The 12700-nt window shown below is 68.2% G+C and carries 12 protein-coding genes; 5 read left to right on the top strand and 7 right to left on the bottom strand.

The genetic code is table 11. The features are described from left to right. Position 1: 1 nt before the first annotated feature. Both MHN84_RS23985 and MHN84_RS23980 read left to right on the top strand, forming a co-directional pair. On the top strand, positions 2 to 904 hold the full coding sequence (locus tag MHN84_RS23985) for an HAD family phosphatase (protein ID WP_241207023.1): 903 nt from the start codon (positions 2 to 4) through the stop codon (positions 902 to 904). Continuing rightward, entirely contained in the window at positions 897 to 1787 is an 891-nt protein-coding gene (locus MHN84_RS23980; protein ID WP_241207022.1) for a formylglycine-generating enzyme family protein, read from the top strand. Before MHN84_RS23985 ends, MHN84_RS23980 begins: the two co-directional genes overlap by 8 nt. A gap of 10 nt (positions 1788 to 1797) precedes the next feature. Here MHN84_RS23980 and MHN84_RS23975 read toward each other — a convergent pair whose 3' ends face one another. Continuing rightward, the gene (locus MHN84_RS23975) at positions 1798 to 2262 is read right to left on the bottom strand and encodes an SRPBCC family protein (RefSeq protein ID WP_241207021.1); all 465 of its coding nucleotides are present in this window, start codon (positions 2260 to 2262) and stop codon (positions 1798 to 1800) included. Positions 2263 to 2339: 77 nt separating this feature from the next. Here MHN84_RS23975 and MHN84_RS23970 point away from each other — a divergent pair, with 77 nt between their 5' ends. After that, positions 2340 to 3518, top strand: coding sequence for an AI-2E family transporter (locus tag MHN84_RS23970; protein WP_241207020.1), 1179 nt, complete (start codon positions 2340 to 2342; stop codon positions 3516 to 3518). On the opposite strand, the gene MHN84_RS23965 is transcribed toward MHN84_RS23970, so the two are convergent. Both MHN84_RS23965 and MHN84_RS23960 read right to left on the bottom strand, forming a co-directional pair. After that, positions 3499 to 4296, bottom strand: coding sequence for a dienelactone hydrolase family protein (locus MHN84_RS23965; RefSeq protein WP_241207019.1), 798 nt, complete (start codon positions 4294 to 4296; stop codon positions 3499 to 3501). The two genes, MHN84_RS23970 and MHN84_RS23965, sit on opposite strands and share 20 nt — an antisense overlap. Before the next feature lie 26 nt (positions 4297 to 4322). Then, entirely contained in the window at positions 4323 to 5027 is a 705-nt protein-coding gene (locus MHN84_RS23960) for a DUF4245 domain-containing protein (protein ID WP_241207018.1), read from the bottom strand. A gap of 55 nt (positions 5028 to 5082) precedes the next feature. On the opposite strand from MHN84_RS23960, the gene glpX reads away from it, so the two are divergent. Beyond that, on the top strand, positions 5083 to 6111 hold the full coding sequence (gene glpX / locus MHN84_RS23955; RefSeq protein WP_241207017.1) for a class II fructose-bisphosphatase: 1029 nt from the start codon (positions 5083 to 5085) through the stop codon (positions 6109 to 6111). A 46-nt stretch (positions 6112 to 6157) separates the two neighbouring features. After that, on the top strand, positions 6158 to 7564 hold the full coding sequence (locus MHN84_RS23950) for a class II fumarate hydratase (protein WP_241207016.1): 1407 nt from the start codon (positions 6158 to 6160) through the stop codon (positions 7562 to 7564). A gap of 111 nt (positions 7565 to 7675) precedes the next feature. Here the strand turns inward: MHN84_RS23950 and MHN84_RS23945 are convergent, their stop codons facing one another. The 4 genes from MHN84_RS23945 to MHN84_RS23930 all read right to left on the bottom strand — a co-directional run bounded on the left by MHN84_RS23945 (position 7676) and on the right by MHN84_RS23930 (position 12501). Beyond that, a complete protein-coding gene (locus tag MHN84_RS23945; protein ID WP_241207015.1) occupies positions 7676 to 8557 on the bottom strand; it encodes a polysaccharide deacetylase family protein in 882 nt (293 codons plus the stop codon). Positions 8558 to 8619: 62 nt separating this feature from the next. After that, complete coding sequence (locus MHN84_RS23940) at positions 8620 to 9933, bottom strand: PhoH family protein (RefSeq protein WP_241207014.1); 1314 nt, start codon at positions 9931 to 9933, stop codon at positions 8620 to 8622. 212 nt (positions 9934 to 10145) lie between these two features. Beyond that, on the bottom strand, positions 10146 to 10973 hold the full coding sequence (locus MHN84_RS23935; RefSeq protein WP_241207013.1) for an acyl-ACP desaturase: 828 nt from the start codon (positions 10971 to 10973) through the stop codon (positions 10146 to 10148). A 64-nt stretch (positions 10974 to 11037) separates the two neighbouring features. Then, a complete protein-coding gene (locus MHN84_RS23930; RefSeq protein WP_241207012.1) occupies positions 11038 to 12501 on the bottom strand; it encodes a glycine hydroxymethyltransferase in 1464 nt (487 codons plus the stop codon). Between the last annotated feature and the right edge of the window lie 199 nt (positions 12502 to 12700).

Below are 12700 nucleotides of genomic sequence, written 5' to 3'. Positions count from 1 at the left end.
GTTGGCGGTTCTGGACTCCTGGCACGACGGTCCCACGAAGACGTCGATCATCGAGTTCGTCGACCGCGCGGTGCGCGATGTCGCACCCGAGGAGCGGATCGCGGTGTTCGACAACGACGGAACGCTGTGGTGTGAGAAGCCGGCGTACGTCCAGCTCGACTTCCTGGTCCGGCGGCTGGCCGAGCAGGCCGCGGCCGACCCGGCGCTGGCCGACGATCCGCCGTATCGGGCTGCTGCGTCTGGCGACCTCTCCTGGTTCGGCGACGCCGTCACCCGTCATTACACCGGTGACGACTCCGCGATGAAAGTCCTTGCGAGAGCCATTCTCTCGGCCTACGCCGGGCTGACCGTCGAAGAGCACGCCGAGCGCGTTGCGGCCTTCTTCGCTGAAGCGGTCCATCCCACCCTCGGCCGCCCGTACACCTCCTGCGGCTATGCACCGATGGTGGACTTGCTGCGCTACCTGAAGCACAACGGATTCACCAACTACATCGCCTCCGGGGGTGGCCGGGACTTCATGCGGCCGGTGACCACACAGATGTACGGCATCCCGCCCGAGCGGGTCATCGGCAGCTCGGTGGGCCTCGACTTCGCCGACGGTCATCTGAAGACGACGTCGACGCCCGAGTTCCTCGACGACGGGCCGGTGAAGCCGGTGCGCATCTGGGGCCGGGTGGGTCGACGCCCGATCATGGCTGCAGGCAACTCGAACGGCGACATCGCGATGCTCCAATACGCCACCGCCGGATCCGGGCCCTCCTTGGCGTTGCTGCTGCGCCACGACGATGGGGAACGAGAGTTCGACTACCTCGTCGGCGCCGAGAAGTCGCTGGAATCGGCGGCGACCCACGGTTGGCTGGTGGCAAGCATGCGCAATGACTGGGCGACCGTGTTCGGTGACTGACTGCCTGGTGTGGATCCCGCATCAGACCACGATCGTGGGGTCAGACGAGCATTATCCCGAGGAGGCTCCGGCGCGGGAGGTCCTCGTCGAGGGCTTCTGGATGCAGCGGCATGCCGTCACCAACGCGCAGTTCGCGGAATTCGTTGCAGCAACGGGCTATGTCACGGTGGCCGAGCGTCCGCTGAACCCCGCCGATTACCCCGGCGCGCCGCGCGAGAATCTGCAGCCGGGGTCGATGGTGTTCCAGCGCACCGTCGGACCCGTCGATCTTCGTCACCTGAGCCAGTGGTGGACATGGACACCGGGCGCCTGCTGGAACCACCCGCGCGGGCCCCGCTCGTCCCTACGTACCAAAGACGAGCACCCCGTCGTGCACGTCGCCTTCGAGGATGCGCAGGCCTACGCCGACTGGGCCGGCCTGGCGCTGCCGACCGAGTCCGAGTGGGAGACGGCGGCGCGCGGCGGGCTGGCGCGTGCCACCTACACGTGGGGCGACGAGCCGGAGCGCCGAGGTCAGCGGCTGGCCAACTACTGGCACGGTGAGTTCCCGTACCTACCCGACACGGGGTACGGACAGACCACCCGGGTGGGATCGTTCCCGCCGAACGGCTACGGGCTCTACGACATGGCCGGCAACGTCTGGGAGTGGACCGTCGACTGGTACGGCGCCACCCGCGACGCTCAACCCTGTTGCGCTGCCGACACCTACGACCCGCGCCAGCCCGGCGTCGCGGTGCCCCGCCGGGTGATCAAAGGCGGCTCTTTTCTGTGCGCCGACAGCTACTGCATGCGCTACCGGCCCGCCGCGCGGCGTCCACAGGCCGTGGACACGGGCATGAGCCACATCGGTTTTCGCTGTGTCCGACGTGAAGGAGAAACATGACTGGTAGACCTCAGCCGCGCTCGGCCGTCTCCTTAATCGCCGCCAGGGTGGCCGGGATACCCGTGCGGGCCGCCTCGCTGCGCTTGGCGATCTCTTCGTCGGCGGCGTCACCGAAGCGTTCCTTGAAGCCCTCGAGCCCGGCCGGCAGGAACTGCCAGTGCTCGGTGAGCCGGGTGCCGTCACCGTCGGGCTCGAACGAGTACCCCCACCGCACCCAGCCGTTGTTGACCTCCCAGGCGAATTCGCGGCCGGGGTCGGCCGCCACCACCTGGCTGCGCGTCTCCCATGTCCGTTCAGACAGAACGTTGCGGCCCGTGAACCACGCCCCGACGCGGGGGCCGTCGCCGTCGTCCCACCAGCAGGCCTTGCAGATCGGGCTCCACGACCCCATGTTCGTCACGTCGGACACCAGGGCGTAGAGCTGATCGGGTGGCACCGCCACCGAGATGGACTCAGATCTCTGCAGTTCGGTCACGATCGTGAGTCTGCCAGCCGGCAATCCGACGGCGCTATCGCGTTTCCGGCGCCCCGGTGACTGGTAGAACGGTCACCGTGAACGTCACCGGCCCCGCTGGCTTCACCCTCACCCAGAAGCGCGCGCTGGCCGTCGCGACGGTGACCGCCCTCGGGTTCGGCGCATACTTCCTGCGCACCTACCTGCTGCTGATCGCGGTGGCGGCCGTGTTGGCTTTCCTGTTCGGCCCGCTGTACCGGCGGCTGCGGGCCAGGATGAACACCGGGTTGTCGGCGACGGTGACGCTGCTGGCTGCGATCGCCACGGTGCTGATCCCGTTGTCCGGGGTGATCGCGCTGGCCGTCCTGCAGATCAACGAGTTGGTGACCAGCATCGGCCGGTGGGCCGAACAGACCGACTTCACCGCGCTGGCGCAGCGCCTGCTCGATTCCGCGAACGAGGTGCTGGCTCGCCTACCTTTCGTGAACGTCACGCTGACGCAGGACTCGGTGCGGGAGGCCGCCACCCGTGTCGGGCAGGGCGCGGGCCAGCTCGCGCTCGACTTCGCGCGCGACTCGGTGGGCGGCATCGCGGCGACGGTCACCGCCGTCGTGATCTTCCTGTACGTGTTCCTCGCGCTGCTCACCAACGGCGGCAAGGTGGTCGATCTGTTCCGCGACCTCAACCCGCTCGGCCGGGAAGTGTCCGACATCTACCTGGCCAAGATCGGTGCGATGGTGTCCGCGACGGTCAAGGGCCAGTTCATCATCGCGGTGTGCCAGGGGGTGGCGGGGGCGGTCTCGATCTACGTGGCCGGGCTGCACGACGGGTTCTTCATGTTCCTGATCTTCTTGACCGCCCTGTCGTTCATCCCCTTGGGCAGCGGCATCGTCACGATCCCGCTGGGCATCGGACTGGCGATCTTCGGCAACGTGGCCGGCGGCGTGTTCATCGTGGTGTTCCACATCGTGGTGACCACGAGCATCGACAACCTGCTGCGCCCGTTCCTGGTGCCCAGAAGTGCTCACCTGCATCCTGCGCTGATGCTGCTCGCGGTGTTCGCCGGGCTGAAGATGTTCGGGTTCTGGGGCATCGTGCTCGGACCGGTGCTGATGATCGTCATCGTCACGACGATCAGCGTCTACCTCGCGGTGGACAAAGGCGCGCCGCTGGATTCGGTCGCGGGCACCCGTGGCGATCCGGCCGACGACGACAGGCAACCGCCCTGGTGGCGGCGCCTGCTGCCGACACGTGCGCTCAGGTCAGGCGGGCCTTGAGGAATTCGACGACCCGTTTGCGCGCTTCGTAGGCCGGCTGCCCGTCGACCTCGCGCACCTGATCGGTGAGCACCGAGTGCGCCATGCGGCCGAACCCGTCGGGGTTGCCCTTCTTCGAGTTGATCTCGATGCACTCGAAGGCGTCACCGAGGCGGCTCTTCAACGTGGCGAAGCGCTCCCCCGGCGACATCGCGTCCTCGCTGAACCGCAGACCCATCACGCACAGCCCCTCGGTCCGGGCCCGCTGCTCGATCGTCGCCATCTCCGACTCGGACACGCCGGGATCGCGTTTGTGCTTGAGCGTCAACGGAAGCGGCACCGACGGCTGGCTCATCACCGGGGCCAGCACGCTGTCGTCGACAGCTGCCGCCAGCGCGAAGCCGCCGGTGAAGCACTGTCCGATCACGCCCACGCCCTTGCCGGGCGTCTTCTCGTTCAGGTCGCGGGCCAGCGCCCGCAGATAGTGTGCGACCGGCCGGTCGGCGTTCGTCGCCAGTGCCGCGAACTCCTTGGCGACACAGCCTTTCAGCAGCACCGGCACGGCGCTGGGGCGCAGCGCCGGCGCACCGGGAGTACCGAACAGCGACGGGGCGGCCACCGTGAAACCGTTGTCCACCAGATGGTTACCGAGGGCGAGCACGCCGGGGTGCAGGCCGGGCATCTCCGGGATCAGTACGACGCCAGGTCCCTCGCCCTTGCGGTACACGTCGTGGGTGTAGCCGGCTGCGGTGAATGGCTCGGCGACCCACCCGGACAGGTCTGCGACAGGAAAGGTCATAACGTCTCCGTGGGTCAGGTCGTCGGTCAGGTCACGGTCAGCGGCTGTTGCGACTGCGTCGCAGCGGCCAGCGTACGGTACTCGTCGGTACCTGCGGCCCCGCGCAGCGCGAGTTGAGCAGGTCCGGACGGACCGCGGAGCTGGGCGGTCCACACCGGCTCGGCGGCCCGGCCGTCCTGCTCGCCACCCCGGTAGACCACCCAACGCACGCCGTCGACGTCCTCGATACCCGTGGGCACCAGGTCAGGGCCGAACGAGGCGATCAGCTTGTCCTCGTCGGCGTTGCTCTGCGTGAGGCTCAGGTACATGCCGCTCGGGGTCAGATAACCGATGGTCGACGCCACCGCGCGCAGCTGCTGACCGGTCTGCGGGTCGGTGCGGCCGCCCTCGATGCCCTTGCGGCTGCCCGAGTTGGCCTGCCAGTCGCGCGGCAGCTGGGGCATCCGGATCGGGATCTTCAACGCCTCCGCATCAGCCTGCAGCGCGGCGCGCGCGTCGTAATCGGGGGGCGGGCCCTGGCCGGGGCCCGTCGGCGCGAACGAACACCTGCCGAGCACGCCCGCCAGCACGACGCAGGCGATGATCAACGGACCGATCGACCAGAACATGTCGCGGCCGTCCTGCAGGAGACGGGACTTGGCAGGCTTGGCGACGGGCACCGCGTACCCGGCCGCGGGGGGCTCGGCGCCCTCACTGACTGCGGGCTGACCGGGGTCGGGCGGCGTGGTCATGTCAGCCAGTATCCCAGCTCCCGATCGGTGGCCCGCTAATGGGACAATCTCGCCCATGACGGAATCGAGGCGGGAAGCCCCCGACCGCAACCTGGCCCTGGAACTCGTGCGAGTCACCGAGGCCGGCGCGATGGCGGCGGGTCGCTGGGTCGGTCGCGGTGACAAAGAGGGTGGCGACGGTGCCGCCGTCGACGCGATGCGCGAGTTGGTGAACTCGGTGTCGATGCGTGGCGTGGTCGTCATCGGCGAGGGCGAGAAGGACAACGCCCCGATGCTCTACAACGGTGAAGAGGTCGGCAACGGCGACGGGCCGGAGTGCGACTTCGCCGTAGATCCCGTCGACGGCACCACGCTGATGAGCAAGGGCATGCCCAATGCGATCTCGGTGCTGGCCGTGGCCGAACGCGGCGCGATGTTCGATCCGTCGGCGGTGTTCTACATGCACAAGATCGCCGTCGGGCCGGACGCCGCCGACGTCATCGACATCACCGCGCCGATCGCGGAGAACATCAAGCGCGTCGCGCAGGTCAAGAAGTCCAGCGTGCGCGACCTGACGGTGTGCATCCTGGATCGTCCCCGCCACCAGCAGCTGATGGACGACGTGCGCGAGGCGGGCGCGCGTATCCGGCTGATCTCCGACGGCGACGTCGCCGGCGCGATCGCTGCGTGCCGGCCCGGGTCGGGCACCGACATGCTCGTCGGTATCGGCGGCACCCCCGAGGGCATCATCGCCGCGGCCGCCATCCGCTGCATGGGCGGCGCGATCCAGGCGAAGTTGGCACCCAAGGACGACGAGGAACGGCAGAAGGCCGTCGACCGCGGCTATGACCTGGACCGGGTGCTCACGACCGAGGACCTGGTGTCCGGCGAGAACGTCTTCTTCTGCGCGACCGGCGTCACCGACGGCGATCTCCTCAAGGGGGTGCAGTACTACAGCGGCGGCTGCACCACGCAGTCGATCGTGATGCGGTCGAAGTCCGGCACGGTCCGGATGATCGAGGCCTACCACCGGCTGTCCAAATTGAACGAATACTCGGCGGTCGATTTCACCGGAGACACCTCGGCCGCCCATCCTCTGCCCTGACCCACCCATCACCGACCCATCCAGACATCAGACGAACAGGAAGCGAATGAGCGACAACGAGGTCGAATACCGCATCGAGCACGACACGATGGGCGAGGTCAAGGTGCCCAAGAACGCGCTGTGGCGGGCCCAGACCCAGCGTGCGGTGGAGAATTTCCCGATTTCGTTCCGGCCGTTGGAGCGCACCCAGATTCGCGCTCTCGGACTGCTCAAGGGCGCCTGCGCGCAGGTCAACAAGGACCTCGGCCTGCTCGACGGGGAAAAGGCCGACGCGATCATCGCCGCCGCGGCCGAGATCGCCGACGGACAGCACGACGACCAGTTCCCGATCGACGTGTTCCAGACCGGCTCCGGCACGAGCTCGAACATGAACACCAACGAGGTCATCGCGTCGATCGCAGCCGCGGCCGGTGTCACCGTGCATCCCAACGACGACGTCAACATGTCGCAGAGCTCCAACGACACCTTCCCCACCGCGACCCACATCGCGGCCACCGAAGCCGCTGTGCGGCATCTCATTCCGGCGCTCGAGGTGCTACACGAGTCGCTCCAGGGCAAGGCCCGGCAGTGGCGGACCACGGTCAAGTCGGGTCGCACCCACCTGATGGACGCGGTCCCGGTCACGCTGGGCCAGGAGTTCGGTGGCTACGCCCGCCAGATCGAGGCCGGCATCGAGCGGGTGAAGGCGACGCTGCCCCGCCTGGGTGAGCTGGCGATCGGCGGCACCGCCGTCGGCACCGGTCTCAACGCCCCCGACGGGTTCGGGGAGAAGGTTGTTCAGGTGCTGGTCGACCAGACGGGCATCGCCGAATTGCGGCCTGCCGTCGACCATTTCGAGGCGCAGGCGGCCCGCGACGGGCTGGTCGAGGCGTCGGGCGCGTTGAAGACCATCGCCGTGTCACTGACCAAGATCGCCAATGACATCCGGTGGATGGGTTCGGGCCCGCTGACCGGCCTCGGCGAGATCCAGCTGCCCGATCTGCAGCCCGGCAGCTCCATCATGCCCGGGAAGGTCAATCCCGTTCTGCCCGAAGCGGTCACGCAGGTGGCCGCGCAGGTCATCGGCAACGACGCCGCCGTCACCGTCGGTGGCCTCTCCGGCGCCTTCGAGCTGAACGTCTACATCCCGATGATGGCGCGCAACGTCCTCGAGTCGTTCACGCTGCTGTCGAACGTGTCGAAGCTGTTCGCCGAGAAGTGCATCGACGGCCTGATCGCCCACGAAGAACACCTGCGTGAGCAGGCGGAGTCGTCCCCGTCGATCGTGACGCCGCTGAACTCGGCGATCGGCTACGAGGAGGCGGCCAAGGTGGCCAAGCAGGCGCTGGCGGAGAAGAAGACGATCCGCCAGACCGTCATCGACCGCGGGCTGATCGGGGACAAGCTCTCCGAAGAGGAACTCGACCGGCGTCTCGACGTTCTGAAGATGGCCAAGGTTCGCGACGGCGAGTAGGGCTTTCTTCTCCCGCGTGGGGCCCCCACGAAGTAGGGGACAGACGCGAACTCGAGCTTTTTCGCGGAGTGTCCGCTCGAGTTCATGTCTTCTCGCCGGGCCTACCCGGGCCTAGGCGCCGTTGGTGGGGCCGCCCGAGTTCTGGCCCGGGATGTCGGTGATCGGAAAATTCGGCATCGGGGCGGGCGACGGCGTCGCCGGCAACGCCGGGATCTGGTCGGGCGGTAGGTCGACGAGCCCGTTGACCGGTGGGCCGTTCTCGCGGCTGCCGTAGACGGTGCCGGGCTGACGCGGCCCGAGCATCCGGCTGACCGTCACCATGTGATAGCCGTTGGCTTTGAGCACCGGGAGGAACTGCTCGACGAGGTCCACGGTCGAGGAGTAGGTGTCGTGCAGCAGCACAACCGAATTCGGCTGGATCTGACTCATCAGCAGCGCCCGGGTCGCGGCCGTGTTGCTGTCATTGGCCCAGTCGAACGGGATGACGTCCCAGTTGATGTCAGCCAGACCCTGCCGGCCGGCTTCGGCGAGCACCGCGTCGTCGACCAGGCCGCCCGCGGTACGCGACAACGTCGGCCGCTGCCCCGTCGCGGCCACGATCGCGTCAATGCCCTTGCTCAACTGTGCGGCGATGTCCTGGGGCGGAATCGTCGTCATGTTCGGGTGTTCCCAGGTGTGCGTGCCGATCTCCATGCCGGCGTCCGCGATGCGTTTGGCGCCGGCGGGGTTGGCCGCGACCTTGTTGCCGATCAAGAAGAAGGTGGCCTCGGCGTTGTTGGCGCGCAGGATCGACAGCAACCGGTCGGTGAACGGCGTCGGCCCGTCGTCGAATGTCAGGGCCACGCATTTGACCTGGGCGCAGTCCACGTCGTCGGCGTTGGCGGGGCGCACGTGCCCGGTCAGGTGGCCGATCACCAGGACGGCCACCGCGGCGGCGGTGCCGAACACGGTCCGGCCATAACGCCAGGTCACGCTGTCGGGACGCCTTCGCACGTCGGGCAGCCTACCGCGTGAGTCTGGCACGCCGCCCAACGCGGCGTGCCAGACTCACCGCGTCACGGCAGGGCGCCGGGGCTGATCTCCTCGAGCATCTCGGTGACGAGCGCCGCGATCGGCGAGCGCTCGCTGCGCAGCAGCGTGATGTGGGCGAACAGCGGGTGTCCCTTGAGCTTCTCGATCACCGCGGCGACACCGTCGTGCCGGCCGACCCGCAGGTTGTCGCGCTGGGCGACGTCGTGGGTGAGTACCACCCGCGACCCGCTGCCCAGCCGTGACAGCACCGTGAGCAGCACATTGCGCTCGAGCGACTGTGCCTCGTCGACGATCACGAACGAGTCGTGCAGCGACCGCCCACGGATGTGGGTCAGGGGCAACACCTCGAGCATGCCTCGGGAGAGCACCTCGTCGAGCACCGCCGGGGACGCCAACCCCTCGAGGGTGTCGAAGACGGCCTGCGCCCAGGGCCCCATCTTGTCGCTCTCGCTGCCGGGCAGGTAGCCCAGATCCTGGCCACCGACGGCGTACAGCGGACGGAACACCACGACCTTGCGCTGGGTGCGCCGTTCGAGCACCGCTTCCAGACCGGCGCACAACGCCAGCGCGGACTTGCCGGTGCCTGCCTTGCCGCCGAGCGACACGATGCCGACGGACTCGTCGAGCAGCAGATCAAGGGCCACGCGTTGTTCGGCCGACCTTCCCCGGAGGCCGAACACTTCGCGATCCCCGCGAACCAGCTGAACCCGCTTGTCCGCGTTCACCCGGCCCAGCGCGTGAGAGTTGCTGCCCAGCAGGCGAACTCCGGTGTGACACGGCAGATCTCGGGCCGCCTCGAGGTCGATCTCCCCGTCGGCGAACAACGCGTCGACATCCTCGGAGGCAACGTCGAGCTCGGTCATCCCGGTCCAGCCGGATGTCACGACGTCCTGGGCGTGGTACTCGTCGGCCAGCAGGCCCACCGCGCCGGCCTTGACCCGCAGCGGGATGTCCTTGCTGACCAGGGTGACCTGCTTGCCCTCGGCGGCCAGATTGGCGGCGACGGTCAGGATCCTGGTGTCGTTGCTCTCGGTGCGAAAGCCCGACGGCAGCACGGTGGGATCGCTGTGGTTGAGCTCGACGTGCAGCGTACCGCCTTGTGTACCAACGGGAATCGGCTGATCGAGCCGTCCGTGTTCCAGGCGCAGATCGTCGAACATCCGCAGCGCCTGGCGGGCGAACCAACCCAGTTCGTGGTGATGGCGTTTGGCCTCGAGTTCGCTGATCACCACCAGCGGAACCACGACCTCGTGCTCGGCGAACCTCGTGATGGCCCAGGGGTCGGACAGCAGGACGGAGGTGTCGAGAACGTAGGTCCGGACGGGAGAATCGATCACGTAGCGCTCCTCGAGGCTGCGCGAGTTCGCGGAGCCCCGACGCGAACATCTCGGTGGACGCGGGCGCGGCCGAAAGGACCGGGGCCGGTCCTCTCGTCGAAACGATTCGGACCGCCCGGATAGCAGAGCATGTCGCTAGCCATCGGAAACGACGCTACTCCCGCCCGGGCATCCGCGCCGCGCAGGCGCGCCGTGCCGAAACGGCTGCCCCGTTACGAGCTGATGAACTCCGCGAGACGCGGCTCGTCGGCCAGACCCCACGCCGTGATCAAGTCGGCGACGACCTGCCGCAGCGCGGCCCGGTCGAAGATGCCGGCGTCGGCGACCGTGGCCACCTTGTCGGCGTAGGCGTCGATGTCACCGCCGACCACGTCGAGAGCCGCGGCCCGCGTCGCGATCGCGTCGACGGTCTCGTCACGCATGGAGGTCAGGCAGTGGGCCGCCAGGTTGGAGAAGAACTCGGCATGCCGTTCCTCGTCGCGGGCGATCTTCTCGGTCAGGCCCCGCAGCACCGGCTCCTCGGTCTGAGCGGCCAGGTTGCGGCAGAACACCGCGTGGGCGCGCTCCCACATCGCCATGAAGGCCAGCGTCTCGATCTGGCTGTAGCTGTCGGCGCGATAGCCCTTCATCACGTGCTCGACACGCACGTCCTCGTTGGCCGACGGGTCGACCTCGCGGGTGACGACGAGGTAGTTGCGCAGCGCGACGGCGTGCAGGTGCTCCTCGGCGGTCCAGCGGCCGAGCCAGCGGCCCCACTTGTCCTCGAGGATGAAGTGCTCGACCAGCTCGCGGTGGTAGCCGGCGAGGTTGTCCTTGGTGATGAGCAGGATCTCGACGGCGTCGGTGACCTTTTTGGGCAGCGTGACGTCCGAAGGCTCCCAATCGCGGCCGCCGAGGAACGCGAAGTTCTCGCCCTGGTCGAAGGGCACATAGTCATGAGCGAACCAGGCGTCCTCGGTGTCGAGATGACGCCTCAGCTGCTCCTCGACGACGGGCTCGAGCTCGAGGGTCAGCGCGTTAGCGACAGGTTTCTGTGCCATGCGGTTACAGTAACCCAATTCTGTGGGAATCGTAAAATTCCCCGGCCGTGTCGCGGGCCTGTGTCTAGAGGGTCAGACCCGGGTAGAGCGGATTGGCCTCGAGCAGCTCCGCGGCGGCCGCGCGCACCCGGTCCGCGGTGCCGTCGGCCAGCGTGTACTTGGCCTTGGAGGGGCCATTCGGCCCCGCGGCGGGCGTGGTGTTGGACAGCACCTCGACGACCAGCTCGGCCACCCGGTCGAAGTCGTCGGCGCCGAACCCGCGCGTCGTCAATGCGGGCGTGCCGAACCGGATGCCGCTGGTGTACCAGGCGCCGTTGGGGTCGGCCGGGATCGCGTTGCGGTTGGTGACGATGCCGGAGTCCAGCAGCGCCGACTCGGCCTGCCGGCCGGTCAGCCCGAACGACGTCACGTCGAGCAGCACCAGGTGGTTGTCGGTGCCGCCGGTGACCAGCGAGGCGTCGCGCTTGACGAAGCCGTCGGCGAGTGACTGCGCGTTGTCCGCGACGGCCTGGGCGTAGGTGCGGAACTCGGGCTGGCGGGCCTCGGCGAGCGCCACGGCCTTGGCGGCCATCACGTGCGAGAGCGGGCCGCCGAGGACCATCGGGCAGCCCTTGTCGACCGCCGGCGCGTACTCCTCGGTGGCCAGCACCAGGCCGCCACGCGGCCCGCGCAGCGACTTGTGCGTCGTCGTCGTCACCACGTGCGCGTGCGGCACGGGATCCTCGTCACCGGTGAACACCTTGCCCGCCACCAGACCGGCGAAGTGGGCCATGTCCACCATGAACGTCGCGCCCACCTCGTCGGCGATCTCGCGCATCTTTGCGAAGTTCACCCGGCGGGGGTAGGCCGAGTAGCCGGCGACCAGGATCAGCGGCTTGAACTCGCGCACCGCGGCGGCGACGGCGTCGTAGTCGATGAACCCCGTCTCGGGGTTGGTGCCGTACTGGCGCTGGTGGAACATCTTGCCCGAGATGTTGGGCCGGAATCCGTGGGTGAGGTGCCCGCCGGTGTCCAGCGACATCCCCATCAGCTTCTGGTTGCCCAGCTTGGCGCGCAGCGCCTCCCAGTCGGCCTCGGACAGGTCGTTGATGTGCTTGGCGCCGAACTCCGCCAGGCCCGGCGTCTCGACGCGGGTGGCCAGGATCGCCCAGTAGGCCACCAGGTTCGCGTCGATGCCCGAGTGCGGCTGGGCGTAGGCGTAGGACGCCCCGAACAACTCCCGGGCGTGCTCGGCGGCCAGCGCCTCGACGGTGTCGACGTTCTGGCATGCCGCGTAGAACCGGTGCCCGACGGTGCCCTCGGCGTACTTGTCGGAGAACCACGTCCCCATCGTCAGCAGCACCGCCGGCGAGGCGTAGTTCTCGCTGGCGATCAGCTTCAGCGAATGCCGTTGATCGTCGAGCTCTTTGCGGGTGGCCTCGGCGATGCGCGGCTCCACACTCTCGATCACCCGCAGCGCGGCGCGGTAGGCCTCGCTGGCGGTGTCGGCGTATTCGATGCCCTGACCCGTGGCGGAGGTGGCAGTCATGCCGTCGAGCCTAGTCCGCGACGGGTCCTGCCGAGAAACTCGTCGAGTGTGCGACCCGATACGCCTGACCCGGCTTGAGTTCAAGGGGTCGATGCAACAGTTGGCGGTTTGGACAGTAGTTGGTTAAGGGCTTCGGCTGGGGTTTTCCAGTCGAGGGTTTTGCGGGGTCGGCCGTTGAGTTCGGCGGCGACGTTGTCGA

Source organism: Mycobacterium sp. PSTR-4-N (assembly GCF_022348085.1).
Taxonomy (GTDB): domain Bacteria; phylum Actinomycetota; class Actinomycetes; order Mycobacteriales; family Mycobacteriaceae; genus Mycobacterium.
This window is presented reverse-complemented; position numbering and strand designations above follow the sequence as displayed.